Annotated in this window: 20 protein-coding genes; 9 read left to right on the plus strand and 11 right to left on the minus strand. The window is 67.1% G+C overall.

The window, feature by feature from the left end; translation table 11 throughout:
- Positions 1-5 precede the first annotated feature (5 nt).
- On the plus strand, positions 6-698 hold the full coding sequence (locus ACJ4V0_RS14400; RefSeq protein ID WP_448300282.1) for an outer membrane protein: 693 nt from the start codon (positions 6-8) through the stop codon (positions 696-698).
- 66 nt (positions 699-764) lie between these two features.
- Here ACJ4V0_RS14400 and ACJ4V0_RS14405 read toward each other — a convergent pair whose 3' ends face one another.
- Complete coding sequence (locus tag ACJ4V0_RS14405) at positions 765-1232, minus strand: tRNA (cytidine(34)-2'-O)-methyltransferase (RefSeq protein WP_448300283.1); 468 nt, start codon at positions 1230-1232, stop codon at positions 765-767.
- Positions 1233-1546: 314 nt separating this feature from the next.
- Here ACJ4V0_RS14405 and petA point away from each other — a divergent pair, with 314 nt between their 5' ends.
- The 4 genes from petA to ACJ4V0_RS14425 all read left to right on the plus strand — a co-directional run bounded on the left by petA (position 1547) and on the right by ACJ4V0_RS14425 (position 5312).
- Positions 1547-2092, plus strand: a complete 546-nt coding sequence (petA, locus tag ACJ4V0_RS14410; RefSeq protein WP_448300284.1) for a ubiquinol-cytochrome c reductase iron-sulfur subunit — start codon at positions 1547-1549, stop codon at positions 2090-2092.
- Between the two features lie 26 nt (positions 2093-2118).
- Positions 2119-3435: a cytochrome b gene (locus ACJ4V0_RS14415; protein WP_448300285.1), complete on the plus strand. Its 1317-nt coding sequence runs from the start codon at positions 2119-2121 to the stop codon at positions 3433-3435.
- Between the two features lie 27 nt (positions 3436-3462).
- Positions 3463-4299 carry a cytochrome c1 gene (locus ACJ4V0_RS14420; protein ID WP_448300286.1) on the plus strand — a complete coding sequence of 279 codons (837 nt, stop codon included), beginning with the start codon at positions 3463-3465 and terminating at the stop codon, positions 4297-4299.
- Positions 4300-4436: 137 nt separating this feature from the next.
- The gene (locus ACJ4V0_RS14425; RefSeq protein ID WP_448300287.1) at positions 4437-5312 is read left to right on the plus strand and encodes an S-methyl-5'-thioadenosine phosphorylase; all 876 of its coding nucleotides are present in this window, start codon (positions 4437-4439) and stop codon (positions 5310-5312) included.
- A gap of 4 nt (positions 5313-5316) precedes the next feature.
- Here ACJ4V0_RS14425 and ACJ4V0_RS14430 read toward each other — a convergent pair whose 3' ends face one another.
- Positions 5317-5553: a hypothetical protein gene (locus tag ACJ4V0_RS14430; protein ID WP_448300288.1), complete on the minus strand. Its 237-nt coding sequence runs from the start codon at positions 5551-5553 to the stop codon at positions 5317-5319.
- 146 nt (positions 5554-5699) lie between these two features.
- Between ACJ4V0_RS14430 and ACJ4V0_RS14435 the strand changes: the two genes are divergently transcribed.
- A complete protein-coding gene (locus ACJ4V0_RS14435) occupies positions 5700-6239 on the plus strand; it encodes an adenine phosphoribosyltransferase (protein ID WP_448300289.1) in 540 nt (179 codons plus the stop codon).
- Positions 6240-6353: 114 nt separating this feature from the next.
- On the opposite strand, the gene ACJ4V0_RS14440 is transcribed toward ACJ4V0_RS14435, so the two are convergent.
- The 7 genes from ACJ4V0_RS14440 to ACJ4V0_RS14470 all read right to left on the minus strand — a co-directional run bounded on the left by ACJ4V0_RS14440 (position 6354) and on the right by ACJ4V0_RS14470 (position 11657).
- Positions 6354-7256, minus strand: coding sequence for a LysR family transcriptional regulator (locus ACJ4V0_RS14440; protein WP_448300290.1), 903 nt, complete (start codon positions 7254-7256; stop codon positions 6354-6356).
- A gap of 250 nt (positions 7257-7506) precedes the next feature.
- Positions 7507-7974 carry a MaoC family dehydratase gene (locus ACJ4V0_RS14445; RefSeq protein ID WP_448300291.1) on the minus strand — a complete coding sequence of 156 codons (468 nt, stop codon included), beginning with the start codon at positions 7972-7974 and terminating at the stop codon, positions 7507-7509.
- A 2-nt stretch (positions 7975-7976) separates the two neighbouring features.
- Complete coding sequence (locus ACJ4V0_RS14450) at positions 7977-8447, minus strand: MaoC family dehydratase (RefSeq protein WP_448300292.1); 471 nt, start codon at positions 8445-8447, stop codon at positions 7977-7979.
- 99 nt (positions 8448-8546) lie between these two features.
- Positions 8547-9644 (minus strand): redox-regulated ATPase YchF, encoded by a 1098-nt coding sequence (gene ychF, locus ACJ4V0_RS14455; RefSeq protein WP_448300293.1) that lies wholly within the window; start codon positions 9642-9644, stop codon positions 8547-8549.
- 64 nt (positions 9645-9708) lie between these two features.
- Complete coding sequence (pth, locus tag ACJ4V0_RS14460) at positions 9709-10332, minus strand: aminoacyl-tRNA hydrolase (protein ID WP_448300294.1); 624 nt, start codon at positions 10330-10332, stop codon at positions 9709-9711.
- 107 nt (positions 10333-10439) lie between these two features.
- Positions 10440-11063 carry a 50S ribosomal protein L25/general stress protein Ctc gene (locus ACJ4V0_RS14465; RefSeq protein ID WP_448300295.1) on the minus strand — a complete coding sequence of 208 codons (624 nt, stop codon included), beginning with the start codon at positions 11061-11063 and terminating at the stop codon, positions 10440-10442.
- A 180-nt stretch (positions 11064-11243) separates the two neighbouring features.
- Positions 11244-11657, minus strand: a complete 414-nt coding sequence (locus ACJ4V0_RS14470) for a YybH family protein (protein ID WP_448300296.1) — start codon at positions 11655-11657, stop codon at positions 11244-11246.
- Between the two features lie 168 nt (positions 11658-11825).
- On the opposite strand from ACJ4V0_RS14470, the gene ACJ4V0_RS14475 reads away from it, so the two are divergent.
- Positions 11826-12317 (plus strand): hypothetical protein, encoded by a 492-nt coding sequence (locus tag ACJ4V0_RS14475; protein WP_448300297.1) that lies wholly within the window; start codon positions 11826-11828, stop codon positions 12315-12317.
- A gap of 6 nt (positions 12318-12323) precedes the next feature.
- Here the strand turns inward: ACJ4V0_RS14475 and ACJ4V0_RS14480 are convergent, their stop codons facing one another.
- Entirely contained in the window at positions 12324-14717 is a 2394-nt protein-coding gene (locus ACJ4V0_RS14480; protein WP_448300298.1) for a YfhO family protein, read from the minus strand.
- A 340-nt stretch (positions 14718-15057) separates the two neighbouring features.
- Between ACJ4V0_RS14480 and ACJ4V0_RS14485 the strand changes: the two genes are divergently transcribed.
- A complete protein-coding gene (locus ACJ4V0_RS14485; RefSeq protein WP_448300424.1) occupies positions 15058-16419 on the plus strand; it encodes an ATP-binding protein in 1362 nt (453 codons plus the stop codon).
- A 15-nt stretch (positions 16420-16434) separates the two neighbouring features.
- On the opposite strand, the gene ACJ4V0_RS14490 is transcribed toward ACJ4V0_RS14485, so the two are convergent.
- On the minus strand, positions 16435-16980 hold the full coding sequence (locus ACJ4V0_RS14490) for a hypothetical protein (RefSeq protein ID WP_448300299.1): 546 nt from the start codon (positions 16978-16980) through the stop codon (positions 16435-16437).
- Between the two features lie 162 nt (positions 16981-17142).
- Between ACJ4V0_RS14490 and ACJ4V0_RS14495 the strand changes: the two genes are divergently transcribed.
- Positions 17143-17547, plus strand: a complete 405-nt coding sequence (locus ACJ4V0_RS14495; protein WP_448300300.1) for a nuclear transport factor 2 family protein — start codon at positions 17143-17145, stop codon at positions 17545-17547.
- Positions 17548-17684 lie beyond the last annotated feature (137 nt).

A 17684-nucleotide genomic window follows, 5' to 3' on the forward strand; every position in this document is an offset into this window, starting at 1 on the left:
CCGTCATGAAGAAGTTGCTCCTCGCCTCCACCGCGCTCGCGGCCTTCGTTGCCGGCGCCCAGGCTGCGGACCTCGGCTCGCCGCGCATGCCAATCGCCGCGGCGGTTGTCGCGCCTGCCTTCTCATGGACCGGCTTCTACATCGGCGCGCATGTCGGCTACGGCTTCGGCCGGACGACCCCCGTGGACATTGTCTTCGGTGCGTTCCCCATGAACACATCCGGCGGATTGGTCGGCGGCCAGATTGGCTTCAATTATCAGATCAACCAGATCGTTCTCGGCGCCGAGGCTGATCTTGCGTATGCCGGGATTTCCGGCAGCCGTGTGTCGGTTGCACCTCAGGTCGTGTTCGCCCGGACCAATATGCTGGGCTCGGTCCGTGCCCGCGCGGGCTTCGCTGTCGATCGCGCGCTCTTCTACGTGACTGGCGGTCTCGGCATCCAGGGCGGTTCCTTCGCCACCAACACCGGCCCCGGGGCCGAGCGCTACACCCGCACCGGGTGGACGGTTGGTGCCGGCGTCGAATACGCCATGACCCCCAACTGGACGGTCAAGGCCGAGTATTCCTATTACAATTTCGGCACCCGGACCCTCGGTCCCATCTACACTGGAACGATCCGCGCCGACGTTCACACCGTGAAGCTCGGCGTGAACTACCTCTTCTCGACCGGCCCGTCGGCCGTCGTCGCGCGCTACTGATTTCGGCGCACCAGCGTCGGAGGGACGAACGGGCCGCCTTGGGGCGGCCCGTTTGCGTTGGGCGCTTCAGGCGGGATCGGGAAAGGCGCCGAGCTGGCGCAGCGCCTCGCCGGCGACCATGGCGACCGAGACCGCGACGTTGAGCGAGCGCAGGCCGGGGCGCATGGGGATGAGGATGCGGGCATCGGCCGCCGCGTGGACCCCGTCCGGAACGCCGGCCGATTCGCGTCCGGCCATCACCACGTCGCCAGCGCGGAAGGCGTAGCCGGCATAGGGCAGGGCAGCGCGGGTGGTCATCAGCACCAGGCGGCGCCCCTCTGCCGCCCGCCAGCGTTCGAAGGCGGCGAAGTCGTCGTGCCGTTTCCAGGCGACGTGATCGAGATAGTCCATGCCGGAGCGGCGGAACGATTTGTCCGACACCGGGAATCCCGCCGGCTCGACAATGTCGACGGTGAGGCCGAGGCAGGCGGCGAGCCTGAGGATGGTGCCCGTGTTCTGGGCGATGTCAGGCTGGAACAGGGCGATGCGGATCATGGGGCATTCTGAAGCCCCAGGATCAATTTACGGAAGCCCCCCGGCCGCGGTTCATGTGATCCGACGAAGGTGCCATGCGGCGCAATGCCATGTTCACACCGGCGCACTGGACATCACCTTATAACGGTGCGAATAAGCGACGCCGATCAAGGTTTCCGCTTGGATTCCGCAGGGCCCGCACCGGGCCGGTCGGCGCTGCGGCGCCACCCCCGGGCAGCTGCGCGCCGAAGTGGATGTCCTGCGGCTGCGCCCTTTGCGCTGTCGGCGCGATTGGGTCCCTTGCGACGGACTGACGAGCGAAAGGACGACGAGAAGTGGCAAGCGTTCAACATGCCGAGGGCGACCGCCGCGATTTCCTGTTCCTGGCGACGGGGGCGACTGCGGCCGTCGGCGTCGCCGCAGCGGTCTGGCCCTTCATCAGCCAGCTGGCGCCCGACGCGGGCACGGTGGCGGCCGGCGCCCCGGTCGAACTGGATCTCGCCGCGATCCCGGACGGCGGGCAGATCAAGATCCTGTGGCGCGGCAAACCCTATTTCGTGCGCAACCGCACCGAGGCCGAGATCAAGGCGGCCGTCGACGTGGACGTCGCCACGCTGCGCGACCCGCAGCCGGATTCGGCCCGTGTCAAGGAGGGCCACGCCAAGTGGCTGATCACCGCCGCCAACTGCACCCATCTCGGCTGCGTGCCGCTGGGCAACCAGGGTGAGTACGGCGGCTGGTTCTGCCCCTGCCACGGCTCGCATTTCGACACGTCGGGCCGCATCCGCAAGGGGCCTGCCCCGACCAATCTGCCCGTTCCGCAGTACACTTTCCTGAGCGACACGCGCATCCGCATCACGGGTGCGGCGGCGTCCGTCTGACGCCCGGATCCAGAGGTATCTCGACCATGCAGGGTCATTCGCACTACGTACCGAAGTCTGGCATCGGCAAGTGGATGGACGCGCGCCTGCCGCTGCCGCGTCTCGTCTATGACAGCTTCATCGCCTATCCGGTCCCCAAGAACCTCACCTATTTCTGGGCCTTCGGCGGCATTCTCTCCGTCATGCTTGTGGCGCAGATCATCACCGGCGTCGTGCTGGCGATGCACTACACCGCCCATGTCGACCTCGCGTTCAACTCGATCGAGAAGATCATGCGCGACGTCAACTACGGCTGGATGATGCGCTACCTGCACTCCAACGGCGCGTCGATGTTCTTCATCGCGGTCTACATCCACATGTTCCGCGGCCTCTACTACGGGTCCTACAAGGCGCCGCGCGAGGTGCTGTGGATCCTCGGCGTCATCATCTATCTCCTGATGATGGCCACCGCCTTCCTCGGCTACGTGCTGCCCTGGGGCCAGATGTCCCTGTGGGGTGCGGTCGTCATCACCAACCTGTTCTCGGCCGTCCCCGTAGTCGGACCGACGATCGTCGAGTTCCTGTGGGGCGGCTATTCGGTCGACAACCCGACGCTGAACCGCTTCTTCTCGCTGCACTACCTTCTGCCGTTCATGATCGCCGGCGTCGTCGTGCTGCACGTGTGGGCGCTGCATGTCACCGGCCAGAACAACCCGACCGGCGTCGAGGTGAAGGACGTCAAGAAGGACACCGTGCCCTTCACGCCCTACGCGACCATCAAGGATGCAGTCGGGCTGATCTTCTTCTTCATCCTGTTCATGTGGTTCGCCTTCTTCCAGCCGAACTATCTCGGCCATGCCGTGAACTACGTCCCGGCCGACCCGCTGGTGACGCCGCCGCACATCGTGCCGGAGTGGTATTTCCTGCCCTTCTACGCGATCCTCCGCGCCATCACCTTCGACATCAACCTGCTCATCTTCACGATCCCCTCGAAGCTCGGCGGCGTGCTGGCCATGTTCGCGGCCATCGCCGTGCTGGCCTTCCTGCCCTGGCTCGACACCTCCAAGGTGAAGTCCTCGGCCTACCGCCCGCTGCACAAGCAGTTCTTCTGGGCCTTCGTGGTGGTCTGCGTGATCCTCGGCTGGCTTGGTTCGAAGCCCGCCGAGTACCCCTACACGGTGCTGTCGCTGATCTTCACCGGGCTCTACTTCGCCTATTTCCTGATCGTGCTGCCGCTGCTCGGCCTGTTCGAGACGCCAAAGGCGCTGCCGGCATCCATTGCCGACTCCGTCCTGCCCAAGCACAAGAAGGGCGGAGCCCCCGTCACGGCCGGCGCCACCGCCGCGCCGCAGACCCAGGGCTGAGGCGAGAGAAACCAAGGATCCATGACGATGAAGCGTTTCTCTCTCCGCATGGCGACGGCCGGCCTCGCCGGTCTGGTCATGGCCTCGCTCGCCCCGGCGCAGGCCGCCGAGCAGCTCAACCCGCCCCGTGCCGTCTGGTCGTTTTCCGGCATCTTCGGGACCTTCGACCGGGCACAGCTGCAGCGCGGCTTCCAGGTCTACAAGGAAGTCTGCGCGTCCTGCCACGGCCTCAGCCTGATGTCGTTCCGCAACCTGTCGCAGCCCGGAGGGCCGGAGTTTACCGCAGCGCAGGCCGCGGCGATCGCCGCCGACTGGCAGCACAAGGTCCGCGAGATCGGCGACGACGGCCAGCCGGCCGAGCGCGCGCCGCGCCTCGCCGACCGCATTCCCGGTCCGTTCCCGAACCTGAAGGCGGCCGAGGCGGCCAATGGCGGCAAGGCGCCGCCGGACCTGACGCTGATGCCCAAGGCGCGTTCCTACGAGCGCGGCTTCCCCTGGTTCCTCATCGACATCGTCACGCTCTATCAGGAGCATGGCGCCGACTATGTGAAGGCGTTCCTGGTGGGTTACGAGCAGGGTCACGAGACGCCGCCCGGCACGCACTACAACAAGTATTTCCCGGGCAACTTCGTCGGCATGCCGAACATGCTGCAGGACGGTCAGGTCACCTATTCGGACGGCTCGCCGCAAACCGCGCAGCAGTACGCCGCCGACGTGACGGCCTTCCTGATGTGGACGGCCGAGCCGCACATGGAACAGCGCAAGCGCATCGGCTTCCAGGTCATCCTGTTCCTGCTCGTGCTCGGTGGCCTCGCCTACTTCACCAAGAAGAAGGTGTGGAAGAATGTCGAAGGCCACGCCTGAACGGCGGATGCCTGACCGGACTTGACGAAGGGCCGCGCGAGCGGCCCTTTTTCGTGGGAGCGGGCGGTGGTGTCACATCACTGTCGCGGGAATCCGGCGGCTGATCGACCGGAACCTGACGTGGATGGGTGGTGGCGATGATGAAGGCAGTTCTCGGCGTGATGGGCGGATCGGGCATCTACGATCTCCCGGGGCTCGAGGGCCTGGAGGAGGTCGCCGTCGCCTCGCCCTGGGGCGAGCCGTCCGACGTCCTGCGCCGCGGACGCATCGGGTCGACCGAGATTGTCTTCCTGCCGCGGCACGGCCGGGGCCACCGCTACAGTCCCTCGGAGATCAACTATCGCGCCAATATCGACGTGCTGAAGCGGGTGGGGGTCACCGATCTCGTCTCGCTCTCGGCGGTGGGCTCGTTCAAGGGTGAACTGCCACCCGGTCATTTCGTGCTGGCGGACCAGTTTATCGACAAGACCTATCTCCGGCCGTCGAGCTTCTTCGGTCGCGGCTGCGTCGCCCATGTCGCCTTTTCGCATCCCGTCGCGCCGCTGTTGCAGAAGCGGCTGGCGGCGGCCGCCGAGGCGGAGGCGATCCCCCATCAGGTCGGCGGCACCGCTGTCTGCATGGAGGGTCCGGCCTTCTCGACGCTGGCCGAGAGCCTGTTCCACAAGGGACAGGGCTTGGACCTCATCGGCATGACCTCGATGCCGGAGGCCAAGCTCGCCCGCGAGGCCGAGATCTCCTACGCCTTCGTCGGCATGGTGACGGATTTCGACGCCTGGCACGAGGAGGTGGGGCCCGTGGACGTGTCGCAGGTCATCCACCACCTGCATTCCAACGCCGACAAGGCGCGCCGCCTGGTGGCACGGCTCGCGCGCGACTTGCCCGCCACGCACGAGCCCTGTCCGATCCACTCCGACCGGGCGCTGGAACACGCCATCATCACGGCGAAGGAACACCGCGACCCCGAACTCGTGGCGAAGCTCGATGCGGTCGCCGGCCGCGTGATCGGCCGTTGAGGCGTCAGAGCCAGCCGAAGGGGCCGCCCATGTAGCCGTAGCGCCAGGCGCCGACGCCCCAGAACAGCAGGCCGCCGATGATCTTGACGACCAGAGCGACGGCGATGACGGCGGGGATCGCGGCGAGCGCGGCCTTGAAGAAGAAGCCGACCAGCCGGGTGAAGGGCACGTCGATGGCGGTGACGGTGATCGGGGTCGGCTGGTAGGTGGCCGGTGCGGCCGGTGTCTGCGGCATGGTCATGATGTCTCTCCGTGGTGGGGAAGCCTTTCCGCCCGCAGGCGGCGGCTTTCCCTGGTGGTCGCTCCCTCGCTAGAGTTATGCGGCGGCCCGGACGGGCGCCAATGAATTCGCGGTAAGGTTCTGCCGCTTCAACGAAGGCATGACGGATGACGACGGACGAGGATCTGCGGAACGCGGTCAGGACCATCCCGGACTATCCGAAGCCCGGGATCATGTTCCGCGACATCACCACGCTGCTCGGCAATGCGCGGGCTTTCCGCCGCGCAGTCGACCAACTCGTCCACCCCTATGCCGGCGGCAAGATCGACAAGGTCGCGGGGATCGAGGCGCGCGGCTTCATCCTCGGCGGCGCCGTGGCGCATCAGCTCTCCGCTGGCTTCATCCCGATCCGCAAGAAGGGCAAGCTGCCGCACCAGACGGTGCGCATGGCCTATGCGCTGGAATATGGCACCGACGAGATGGAGATCCATGTCGACGCCATCCGGCCGGGCGAGAAGGTCATCCTCGTCGACGACCTCATCGCCACCGGCGGCACGGCGGAGGGCGCGGTGAAGCTCTTGCGCCAGATCGGCGCCGAGGTCGTCGCCGCCTGCTTCATCATCGACCTGCCGGCACTCGGCGGAGCGGCGAAGCTCAGGGCCATGGGCGTGCCGGTGCGGGCGCTGATGGCATTTGACGGGCATTGAGCGGCGCATCCTGAACGGGATCGGATAGCTTCGTTCGACCCTGTCCGCGCTGTGCTGGGCGCGTGACGCGGCTGGCAGGCGCGCCGCGGGAGTTGTTCGTCTGCTGCCGGATCCTCACAACCTCCAGGGGCTTTCGGCGAACCTGGCGCTGACGAAGTCGAGGAAGGCCCGCACTTTGGGAAGCCTCTGGCGTCCTGGCGGAAAGACGAGGTGTATAGGGATCGGATCGTCGACGTGAGTCCCGGCGAGAAGGCGGATCAAGCGACCCGCGTGGATTGCCGGGGCGGCCAGCATGTCGCCGACGCGCGCGATGCCGACATCGGCGAGAGCAAGGGCGAGGGCGCCTTCCGCCGTGCCGATGCGGACCGGTCCCTGGACGGCGATCTGGGTGAGCTGCCCGTCCTCGCGGAAGGGCCATCGCGCCATATCGGGGGTGGTGGTGATCGCCAGGCAGGCATGACGGGCGAGGTCGGCCGGTCTTTTCGGAATACCATGGCGGCCGAGATAGGCGGGGGAGGCGACAATGACGCGGCGAACCTCGGCAAAGCGCCTGGCGGCGAGGCGATCGTCGCCGACCGGACCCGTGCGGATGGCAACGTCCAGTTCCTCGCCGACGACGTCACAGATGCGGTCCTCCACCGTCAGGTCAAGACGGACGTCCGGGTAGGCCTCGCCGAAGGCCACGAGTGCAGGGGCGAGCTGGCGCATCGCGAAGCTGATTCCGGAATTGATGCGGAGCCGGCCCTGGGGACGGCCGCTGCCTTCCATTGCCGTGGCTTCGGCATCGTCGATGGCCCCGAGGATCAGGCGGGAGGCGGCGATGTAATCCTGGCCGGCGGGGGTCGGGACGATGCGCCGGGTCGTGCGTTCCAGAAGGCGGACGCCGAGCCGCTGCTCCAGCCGTGTGACAGCCTTGGAGACGGCCGATGGCGTCACGCCCAGGTGCTCGGCGGCGGCAGTGAAGCCGCCGCGATCGACCGCGGCAACCAGAATTTCCATCGCGGCGGCGCGATCCATTCGTGCCTCCAGTTCCACAAAGAACGGAATTGTAACCAGATTATCGAAAATGCGGAAAAGAATAAACCTTCTCATGTCGACACGACGTCGGCGCGGGAGAGTTCGCCATGGCCCATCATGTCGATCATCGGGATGTCTTCAGCTACGCTGACGTACGGCGCCGGGCAGAGCGCGAGCGCGCGCTGGCCTTGCGCTCCGGATGGCGTCTGCTGATGTCGACTGTCCGGCGATGGACGAAGGGTGACGCCCGTCAGCCCGTCATCGGCACGAAGACCGATCCGTCGAACGAGAACACCAGTTCGCCGTGCTGGTTCTCGCCGGTGTTGAGCGAGAAGGCGATGCCCCAGCCGGGCCGCGAGGCGAGCGGGCGCTTGTCGACGAATTCGGTGTAGTAGGTGACCGAGTCGCCCGCCCGGACCGGCTTCAGCCATTTGAGGTTCCTGAAACCGCCGGAGGGGCCGGTGTTGCGCGGCGGAAGGCCTTTGGCCGCCCGATCGGCGGCGATGCGCTGGAGGCTCTCGACGCGCATGCGCATCCAGACGCTGCCGGTATGCCAGCCGGACGCCACCAGGCCGCCGAAGTGGGTCTTCGCGCCCTCTTCCGCCGAGAGGTGGAAGGGCTGGGGGTCGAACTTGCGGGCGAAGGCGATGATCGCCTCGGCCGTGAAGGTGTAGGAGCCCAGCGTCTGGCGTTCGCCGATGACGATCTCGTCATACATGGTCAGGCCGCTCCCGCCATGCGCCGGGCGAAGAAGATCGGGTTGGTCTGCACCACCACCACCTCGCCCTTCTGGTTCATGAGGTCGAAGCGGAACCGCACCATGCCGCGATCGGGCTTGGAGGCGGAGGGCTTCACCTCAAGGATTTCACAGCGCGCCGAGAGCACGTCGCCTGGAAAGACCGGCTTCAGCCATTTCACCTCGTCGATCCCCGGCGAACCGATGGACGTCGAGCCATGGATGAAGTGGTCGAACATCAGACGCATGAGGATCGAGCAGGTGTGCCATCCCGAGGCCGCGAGGCCACCGAGCAGCGAGGCCTTGCCCGCCTCCTCGTCCAGATGGAACGGCTGCGGGTCGAACTCGGCGGCGAAGGCGATCACATCCTCCCGCGTCACCTCGTAGGCGCCGAAGGTGGTGACCGTGCCGGGGACGAAATCCTCGAAGGCGGGATAGGGCGTCGCTGTCGTCATGGGGGCCGGGCCAGGTGAAAGGGTTTCGCCCTTATGCCGCAAACGGACGGGCTCGTCCGTCCGCCGTTCGGCAGGCTGCCATGCGGACGAGCCCGGTCTTCAGTTGGCGAAGCGGAAATGCAGCACGTCGCCGTCGGCGACCACGTATTCCTTGCCCTCGAGGCGCAGCTTGCCGGCGTCGCGGGCGCCGGCCTCGCCACCGAGCGCCGTGTAGTCGGCGAAGGCGATGGTCTCGGCGCGGATGAAGCCCTTCTCGAAATCGGTATGGATCACGCCTGCCGCCTGGGGAGCCTTGGTGCCCTGGGTGATGGTCCAGGCGCGCGCTTCCTTTGGGCCCACGGTGAAGTAGGTGACGAGGGAGAGCAGTTCGTAGCCGGCGCGGATGACGCGGTTGAGGCCGGGCTCCGCGAGACCGACCGCCTCGAGGAAGTCCTTCTGGTCCTCAATCGCCATGACCGCGATCTCGCTCTCGATCTTGGCCGAGACGACGACGGCCCTGGCGCCCTCTGCCTTCGCCCGCTCGAAGACGCGGGCCGAGAAGGTGTTGCCCTTGTCGGCGGAGGCTTCCTCGACGTTGCAGACGTAGAGCACCGGCTTGGTGGTGAGGAGGTTCAGCATGGCGAAGGCCTTCTCCTCCTCCGCCTTCACCTCTGTCATGCGGGCAGGACGCCCGTCGCGCAGGTGGACCAGGGCGCGGTTGATCAGGTCGACCTGCTCCTTGACCTCCTTGTCGCCGCCCTTGGCCTTCTTCTCGAGGCTGACAACCCGCTTCTCAAGGCTTTCGAGGTCCGCGAGCATCAGTTCGGTCTCGATGGTCTCGATGTCGGCAATCGGGTCGACCTTGCCCTCGACATGGGTGATGTCACCGTCCTCGAAGCAGCGCACGACATGGGCGATGGCGTCCACCTCGCGGATATTGGCGAGGAACTGGTTGCCGAGGCCCTCGCCCTTCGACGCGCCGCGCACGATGCCGGCGATGTCGACGAAGGTGATGCGGGTCGGGATGGTCTGCTGCGACTTGCCGATGGTGGCGAGCTGGTCGAGGCGGGGATCGGGCACCGCGACGTCGCCGACATTCGGTTCGATCGTGCAGAACGGATAGTTCGCCGCCTGCGCCGCAGCCGTCTGCGTCAGGGCGTTGAAGAGGGTCGACTTGCCGACGTTCGGCAGGCCGACGATGCCGCATTTGAAGCCCATGGGAGGTCCGATCTGAAGCTGTGGCGCCTTGTCGAATGCAAGGCGGGGGGTGTCAAGGGCGGGGTCAGGGTTTCGGCGCGTCCTTCGCCTCGCCGGGACGCTTCACCTCGCCCCAGCCGCGGCCCTCCATGGCGAGGTGGATGCGGTTCTGGAAGGCGGCGTCGTCGCCGGCGGCAAGCAGTTCGGCCTGGTCGGCGCATGCGTCGCACAGATCCTCGACCCAGGGCATCTCCGCCTTGGCGAAGTCGTTGAGCACGTAGGCATGGACCAGCGCCTTGTCGCCGGGATGGCCGATGCCCATCCGCACGCGGCGATAATCATTGCCGCACTGGGCTGTGATGGAGCGCAGGCCGTTGTGGCCGGCATTGCCGCCGCCGGTCTTCACGCGCAGCTTGGCAGGCGGCAGGTCGAGTTCGTCGTGGAACACCACGACCTTGTCGAGCGGGATCTTGAAGAAGCGCATGGCCTCCCCGACGGCGCGTCCGCTCTCGTTCATGAAGGTGCCGGGCATCAGCAGAAGCACCTTCTCGCTGCCGATGGCGCCTTCCGCGCACAGTCCCTGGAAGCGCTGGCGCCAGGGCGCAAAGCGGTGGCGGCGATGGATTGCCGCGGCCGCCATGAAGCCGATGTTATGCCGGTTGTTCTGGTATTTCGCCCCGGGATTGCCGAGGCCCGCCATCAGGATCATGGGCCGGGATCCGCCATGTGCCGCGCAAGGGCTTCAAACGACAAGGGGCGCCCCGCTTGAGGGCGCCCCGATGCGGGAAGGCTGCGGGGCGCAAGGACCCCGAAGGCTCACTTCTTGGCGGCAGGGGCCGCGGCGGGAGCCGCCTCGGCGGTCGGCTCGTCCTCGGCTACCGTCGGAGCGACGATCGACAGGATCGTGACGTTCTCCTTGGAGGCGGGGCGCGCACCAGCCGGCAGCTTGATGTCCTCGATGTGGACCGACGAGCCGATCGCCAGCTCCGAGATGTCGATGTCGATGCTCTCCGGAATGCTGTCCGCGTTGCAGAGCAGGGTCAGCGCGTGGAGAACGAGGTTCACCGAACCGCCCAGCTTCACGCCCGGCGACGTCTCGGCGCCCTTCACGTGGATCGGGATGTCGACGCTGATCTCGGCACCCGCGCCAAGGCGCAGGAAGTCGACGTGGAGCGGGGTGTCCCGCACCGGATCGAGCTGGTAGTCGCGCGGAATCACGCGGTGCTTCTGGCCCTCGACCTCGAGGTCGAAGACGGTCGACTTGAAGTGTCCGGCGTAAATGCGCAGGTAAAGGGTCTTGTAGTCGAGCGAAATCAGCACGGGGGGCTTCTTGTCCCCGTAGATGACGCCGGGCACGCGGCCCAGACGACGTTCGGCGCGTGCGGCCCCCTTGCCGCCCTTCGCGCGGACCGTCGCCGACAACGTTTCGTTGGCAGCCATGGTCGTGTTCTCCAAAAGAAAGACCCGTGGCGGGAGCCTCCAGGGGTGCGGAGAATGCCACGGGACGCGCGGCCTATAGCGGAAAAGGGGGGGAGGGGCAAGCGGGAGAGCCCGCGCCTCATCCGGCAGGGACCACCTGGTAGAGGTCGAAGGCGATCTGCCAGCCCGCCGGCGTGTTCTTCAGGTGCAGGAGGGCACGGACGCGGCGGCGGACCGGATCACGGCCCGGCGGGTGATCTCGGCGTTCCAGATCCAGAGGATCACCGCATGGGCCGCGTCGCCGTCGGCGCGGGTCTCGGCCGGAGTCATCCGCACCGTGCCGGAGGCGAAGTTGCGGGCATAGACGGCGCGGATCTGGTCCCGGCCCGCGGCGATGGGGCCTTCGGGCATCAGCAGCAGGGCCCGCTCGCCATAGAGGGCGGCGACGCTGTCGGCGTCGCGCGCCTCCATGGCGGCGTGGAAGCGACGGACGAAATCCTCGATGCCCGGAGGGGCGCCCTGCGCCTCAACCGGGCCGGCGGCTGCGGCCATCATGGCCATGCCGGCGGCGAGAGGGGCCAAACCGCGTCTGGACGTCGATCCTGCAATGTCCATGATGGTGTCTCCCGCAACACGGTGGCCCGTCCCGCGGCGTCGACCGGACAAAGCCAGCCGCGAGACTGTTGCCGGACAAGATCCGGCTATTGTGAACCCGCAGGATGGGGGTGTCATGTTTCGGATCGGCGCCGGCCCCCGCGACCGGCGATGACGAAGGAGAACAGGATGCGTGTGGCAGTTCCCCTTGCTCTGGCCCTGCTGTGGTCGCCGGCCGCCGGGGCCGGTCCCGTGTTCGAGCGGCTCTCGGGTGCGGGTGCCGGCAGCGATCCTTGCTTTGTGCGCGACTATGACGTCGCCCATCTGCGCCGGAACCCGCGGCAGAAGGTCATCCATTTCCACCTCGTGCGGGAGCGGGTGGACGTGGCGGACGAGAACGGACCGCAGCGCTTCACGGTCCGCCTCGGCTTCCGCCTGCGCAACGACCGCGACGTCTATGCGACCAATGCCGTCTGCACCCCGGCGGGGGATGCGGCGGACTGCGCGGGCGAGGGGGACACCGGCGCCTTCCGCATCACGCTCGCGGGGGATGCGCTCCGGCTCGCGGTGGCGCGGCTCGAGGTTGAGGGCAGCCGCGGCTCCAGCCCGGATCTGGCGCGGAGCGATGATCGCGTGTTCCTTCTGCAGCCCGGCCGGGCCGCGGCCTGTGCAGCGCCCTGATCCGGCCTATTCGTCGCGGCCGAGGAGGCCGTCCAGCGCCGCCCGGAGGTTCTCCCGCGACAGCGGGCGATAGGTGAAGACGACCTTGCTCTTTCCGGCCGGCACCTCGACGCCGCGGAACAGCACGTCGGAGCGCAGCATGGGTTTGCGCACGCCGTCGACCTCGACTTCCCATCCCGGGTACCAGGGTTCGTGCAGCGTGAGGACGGTCGAGGTGCGTGCATCCACCGCGATCTCGACGCGGTCCGGTCGCCAGGCGGTGATTTCTGCCTTGCCGGGCGAGCGCACCAGCGCCTGCATGACCGGCGTCAGGACGGCGGGCGATGAGGGCTTTGCGCCCGCTCCGGCGCCCGCCGGCAGTTGGGTCGCCGGACGTTGGGGCGGGGTCGCCCGCGAATAGGACGGGCTGAGGTCGTCATCGTCGTCGATCATGACTTCCGAGGTGCCGTCGAGGCGCGGGAAGTTGCCAGCGTCGACGAAGGCGTCGGCATCTGCGACGCGGACGACGCTGGCCAGCGCGACGCGCGGGGCGGGATCGGGCAGGCGGTAGATCCAGGCCGTGGGTCCGGCCATGATCGTCTCGACCGTCGACCATTGCGCCAGATGCGGCATCAGTTCGATCGGCCGGTCGAGAACGATGTATTCGAGGCCGAGGAGCTTGCCGAGATCGCAGCTATAGCCCGGGAACGAGGACGGGAACCGCCGGTGGAAGACGGTGTAGGGGCTCTCGCCGGGCTGCACGAGCCGGTCATAGGCGCCGATGCGCAGCGGGTTGTAGCCGTTGGTCGCCTCGAGGCCATAGACCATGGCGGCATTCTGCCAGGGGCCGCCGAGGCCGACGATCTCAACGCGCGGACGCACTGCGCCGATGCCGCGCCGCTTCATCTCGCGCGTCAGGGTGGCGATGATGCTGGCGTCGCGGCCGGAGGGCTTCTCGAGGAAGGCGTAGTAGGCGCGCGGCTCGGCATTCATCGAGGAGCCGGCATTGAGGGCGACGAGCTCGCCGGCCGTAAACGCCACCGCGATGCTCGCCGCGGCGAGCCTCACGCGCGGCGTCTTCGGCCAGGCGAGCAACAGGGCCAGCGCGACATAGATCGGCACGACCTTGGCGATGGCGAGGGCGGAGTCCCAGCTCTTACCAAGGATGGACGAGAAGCTGATTGCCCAGGCGAAGACGGCGACGATCATCAGCATCAGCGGAATAGCGATCGCCCAGTGGATGCGGGGCAGCCCCTTCCTGACATAGTCCGTCAGGAGATGGCCGCTGAGATAGGCGAGGGCCAGGACCACGATGAACAGGCCGCCGACTGGACGGCGGAACTGCGAGACCCCAGGCGCATATTTGAACAGAAGCGGGAACAGCGGCGTGTAGCGGCCGAGCGCATAGCACAGGGCGATGAACGCGATGGCGGCGAAGACGCGGCGGCCTGAGGCGACGATGCGCCCGCCGGCGAGACCATGCCACAGGACGATGAGGGCGGTCAGCGAGCCTGCGAAGAGGTAGTTGAAGGCGCGGTCGGTGCTGTCGAGACCTGGACGGGTGCCGTGACCCGGCCCCCAGTCGCCGCGCGAACTCGGCTGCAGCGAGCCCAGCACGTCCGGCGCGATGAAGTTGGCGAAGTTGACCGGATACCAGGACGAGGTCAGCGCATATTCGAGGTCGATGTGCGGGCGGTTGGAGAAGGCGGCGAACTGCGCGGTCAGCAGCAGCGGGACCGCCATCAGCGCGGCGCCGAGCAGCGCCATCAGGATGAGGATGTGCAGGCGGCTGGCGAGGAAGCGCAGCGGCTGCGGCTGGACGACGATCTGGCGGACCGCCATCACAGCGAGGATCGCGCAGAGCAGCATCGGCGTCTGCGTCCGGCCGAGCGCGATGATCACCGCCGTCAGGGTGAAGCCGATGGCGGCGAGGATCGAGCGCCGGTCGAGCGCCACCTCGAGCAGCAGCAAGGCCAGCGGGAACAGTCCGAAGGCCGTGATGATGCCGACATGGTTCATGCGACCGGCGACGACGCCGCCCAGCATGAAGATGCTGGCGGCGAGAACGGAAGCGGCGGCCGGCCAGCCGAGCCGGTGGCCGTGGACGGCGAGCGCAAGTCCGCCGACGAGCAGGTGGGCATAGACGAGGAAGTCGAAGGCGAACATCGTCGGTTCGGCGTCGAACCAGGCCCAGATCAGGAAGGGCGGCGAGAAGATCAGCGACTGCGGGTCGGCGATGCTGGGATGGCCCGCGTAATGGTAGGGGTTCCAGAACGGCGTGGAACTGGAGTGGAGGGACGAGGCGAGGAACCGGAAGAAGGCGTAGAACTGATTCTTGGAATCCCAGGGAACGACAAGGTCGTTCAGCCACCATTGCATCCAGGCCGCCGTCCAGACAGCGGTGACCGCAGCAAGCGCCACGATGAGGCTCGCACGGCGCGAGGCCTGGAGCGAGTGAAGCGTGGATGAGAGACGCGACCAGGGCACACTGGGGGAGTGCGCGCCCGAACCGGTGGCACGAACCGACATTTCCGACGACACTGCAGAACCCCCCGGACCGCTTGCGGCCACGCGAATCACTGAAACGTGATCGATCGCGAGATTCAAGTGATTTGTTCTCGCTTCTCCCTCTTTTGCTCACATCCGACATTTACGGCACATGAACGGCGCCGGCTTGCTGCGAGCGGCTCCGGCCGTGATAGGGTTCGGCATGTCCACCATCGAACGCGCCCGATCGACCCATGGCGGCCTGCGCGGCCTGATGGCCAACGCGCTCGGCCGCCTGTCCGGCTTCGGCGACAGGGCGGGACGCCGGTTCAACGAGCTCATGCCGAAGGGGCTCTACGCCCGCTCGCTGATCATCGTCATCGCGCCGATCGTCATCCTCCAGTCGGTGGTGGCCTATGTCTTCATGGAGCGGCACTGGCAACTGGTGACCCACCGGCTCTCGGCCGCGGTGACGCAGGACATCGCCGCGCTCATCGATGTCCAGCGGACCTACCCGCAGGACCGCGACTTCGCAACGCTGAAGCGCATCGCCCAGGAGCGGCTGACTCTCATGGTCGAGATCCTGCCGCCCGAGCCGCTGCCGCTGCCGGGGCCTCGGCCCTTCTTCGACGTGCTGGATGCCGCTCTGTCCCGCGAACTGGCGCTGCAGGTCGGCCGGCCCTTCTGGGTCGATACGGTCGGCAACTCGGCCCTGATCGAGATCCGCATCCAGCTCGAGGACGGCAAGATCATGAAGGTCTTTGCCCGGCGCGGCATGGCCTACGCCTCCAACAGCCACATCTTCCTCGTCTGGATGGTGATCGCCTCGCTGGTGCTGATCGCTATCGCCATCCTGTTCCTGCGCAACCAAATCCGTCCCATCCAGGCGCTGGCCGCGGCTGCGGAGGATTTCGGCAAGGGCCGCGAGGTTGCGGGTTTTCGGCCGCGCGGAGCGAGCGAGGTGCGGCAGGCGGCGCTCGCCTTCATCGAGATGCGCCGGCGCATCGAGCGGCAGATCGACCAGCGCACCACCATGCTCGCGGGGGTCAGCCACGATCTGAGAACCATCCTGACGCGGTTCAAGCTGGAGCTTGCTCTCCTGCCCGAGGGGCCGGAGACCGAGGCGCTGCGGCGCGATGTCGACGAGATGGGCCGCATGGTGGAGGGCTATCTGTCCTTCGCGCGGGGCGATGCCGGCGAGGCGCCAGCCGTGACCGATATCGACAGCTTTCTGAAGGAGATCGGCGCCGATGCCGAGAGGACAGGCGCCAACACGACGGTCACCTTCCACGGCGAGCCCACGGTGAAGGTGCGGCCCGATGCGTTCCGCCGCTGCATCGCCAATCTCGTCGCCAACGCCGCCCGCTTCGCCGACACCATCGCCATCGCGGGCCATCGCGACCATCGCTGGCTGACCGTGACGGTCGACGACGACGGACCGGGTATTCCCGCCGACCAGCGGGAGGATGTCTTCAAGCCGTTCTTCAGGCTCGATGACGCCCGCAACGTCGACGAGGGAGGATCGGGGCTCGGCCTCGCCATCGCCCGCGACATCGCGCGCTCCCACGGCGGCGAGATCACGCTGGCTGACAGCCCGCTTGGCGGCCTGAGGGCGACGATCCGCGTTCCGGTTTGACGCTGGCAGCCGGCGTCAGGCGGCGGCCGTCAGCTCCTCGCCGAGCCAGCGGCGTTTCGCTACCAGGACGAGGTCGTGCACGAACAGCGACAGATGGCCGGCCGTGATGGCCGCCGACAGCGCCATGCCGAAGAGCCAGTAGCCGGGCATGGAGGAGAGTGACGTCGAGGGCGAGGGAATGCGCGAGGCCTCGTCCAGGATCGGCTGGGCAAGAACCGACAGCAGGACCAGGCCGGCAAGGCCGCCCATGACGATGGCGGTGGAGCGCAGATTGGCGAGGGGCACGCTGGGGCCGACCAGCGGCCTGAGCGCGCCGAGGAGGACCAGCGTCAGGATGACGGCCCAGGAGGCCGCGTGCATGCCGGCATAGACCTGCGCCTCGAAGATGCGGTGGGCTGCCAGCAGGGCTTCGACGCGCGCCGCGAGCGTGTCCGGCGACATCCAGAAGAGCGACAGCCGATAGGCGGGCACGGGTTCGATCAGTCCGTAGCCGGTGGTTGCCGCGGCAAGCGTCGCCGCTGCGAGATAGATCCCGCAGAAGGTGATGACGATCCGTCGCATGCCGTCTCTCCCGATATACCCATTGGACCGTAGGAGGCGAGGCGGCGGGCGGCAACGATAAGGTTAAGAAATGGTTAATTCGGCGTGCCGCACCGGCAGTTCGGGGGAGTTGCGCGGCGGGGGCGCCCGTCTAGGGTCTGGCGTCAAACCGGGAGATCCGCCATGACCGAAGCCATGCCCGCCGCCATCCATCGCTGGCACGACATCGCCGAGGCGCGCGACGTTGAAGGCCTCGACGCGCTGCTGGCGGAGGAGGCGGTGTTCGAGAGCCCGGTCGTGCACACGCCGCAGGTCGGCAAGGCGATCACGACTCGGTATCTGGCCGCCGCCTTCAAGGTGCTGAACAACGAGGCCTTCCACTATCCGAACCAGTGGTTCGGCGAGCGGTCGGCGGTGCTGGAATTCGCCACTGAGATCGACGGGATCACCGTCAACGGCATCGACATGATCACCTGGGACGATCAGGACAGGATCACCCGTTTCAAGGTGATGATCCGGCCGCTGAAGGCGATCAATCTCGTTTACGAGAAGATGCGCGAGACGCTGGCGGCTGCTGGCAAGGTCTAAATGCGTATGCGCTGCTTCAGTCCTATGGTTTGTATTCAAGATGATCCTGCGGTGACATCGCCTTCATGACAGTTTGCAAAATCTAGAACAATTGAAGTGTGGTGGAGTCACAACAACCGCTTGCGATTGTTTCCAGA

The sequence above is a fragment of the Phreatobacter aquiterrae genome (genome assembly GCF_053471285.1).

Excerpts from the sequence above, each read along its gene's own strand:
- ACJ4V0_RS14400 (WP_448300282.1), top strand. The coding sequence starts at position 6 with ATGAAGAAGTTGCTCCTCGCCTCCACCGCGCTCGCGGCCTTCGTTGCC.
- ACJ4V0_RS14405 (WP_448300283.1), bottom strand. The coding sequence starts at position 1,232 with ATGATCCGCATCGCCCTGTTCCAGCCTGACATCGCCCAGAACACGGGC.
- ACJ4V0_RS14415 (WP_448300285.1), top strand. The coding sequence starts at position 2,119 with ATGCAGGGTCATTCGCACTACGTACCGAAGTCTGGCATCGGCAAGTGG.
- ACJ4V0_RS14420 (WP_448300286.1), top strand. The coding sequence starts at position 3,463 with ATGAAGCGTTTCTCTCTCCGCATGGCGACGGCCGGCCTCGCCGGTCTG.
- ACJ4V0_RS14425 (WP_448300287.1), top strand. The coding sequence starts at position 4,437 with ATGATGAAGGCAGTTCTCGGCGTGATGGGCGGATCGGGCATCTACGAT.
- ACJ4V0_RS14430 (WP_448300288.1), bottom strand. The coding sequence starts at position 5,553 with ATGACCATGCCGCAGACACCGGCCGCACCGGCCACCTACCAGCCGACC.
- ACJ4V0_RS14435 (WP_448300289.1), top strand. The coding sequence starts at position 5,700 with ATGACGACGGACGAGGATCTGCGGAACGCGGTCAGGACCATCCCGGAC.
- ACJ4V0_RS14440 (WP_448300290.1), bottom strand. The coding sequence starts at position 7,256 with ATGGATCGCGCCGCCGCGATGGAAATTCTGGTTGCCGCGGTCGATCGC.
- ACJ4V0_RS14445 (WP_448300291.1), bottom strand. The coding sequence starts at position 7,974 with ATGTATGACGAGATCGTCATCGGCGAACGCCAGACGCTGGGCTCCTAC.
- ACJ4V0_RS14450 (WP_448300292.1), bottom strand. The coding sequence starts at position 8,447 with ATGACGACAGCGACGCCCTATCCCGCCTTCGAGGATTTCGTCCCCGGC.
- ychF (WP_448300293.1), bottom strand. The coding sequence starts at position 9,644 with ATGGGCTTCAAATGCGGCATCGTCGGCCTGCCGAACGTCGGCAAGTCG.
- pth (WP_448300294.1), bottom strand. The coding sequence starts at position 10,332 with ATGATCCTGATGGCGGGCCTCGGCAATCCCGGGGCGAAATACCAGAAC.
- ACJ4V0_RS14465 (WP_448300295.1), bottom strand. The coding sequence starts at position 11,063 with ATGGCTGCCAACGAAACGTTGTCGGCGACGGTCCGCGCGAAGGGCGGC.
- ACJ4V0_RS14470 (WP_448300296.1), bottom strand. The coding sequence starts at position 11,657 with ATGGACATTGCAGGATCGACGTCCAGACGCGGTTTGGCCCCTCTCGCC.
- ACJ4V0_RS14475 (WP_448300297.1), top strand. The coding sequence starts at position 11,826 with ATGCGTGTGGCAGTTCCCCTTGCTCTGGCCCTGCTGTGGTCGCCGGCC.
- ACJ4V0_RS14485 (WP_448300424.1), top strand. The coding sequence starts at position 15,058 with ATGGCCAACGCGCTCGGCCGCCTGTCCGGCTTCGGCGACAGGGCGGGA.
- ACJ4V0_RS14490 (WP_448300299.1), bottom strand. The coding sequence starts at position 16,980 with ATGCGACGGATCGTCATCACCTTCTGCGGGATCTATCTCGCAGCGGCG.
- ACJ4V0_RS14495 (WP_448300300.1), top strand. The coding sequence starts at position 17,143 with ATGACCGAAGCCATGCCCGCCGCCATCCATCGCTGGCACGACATCGCC.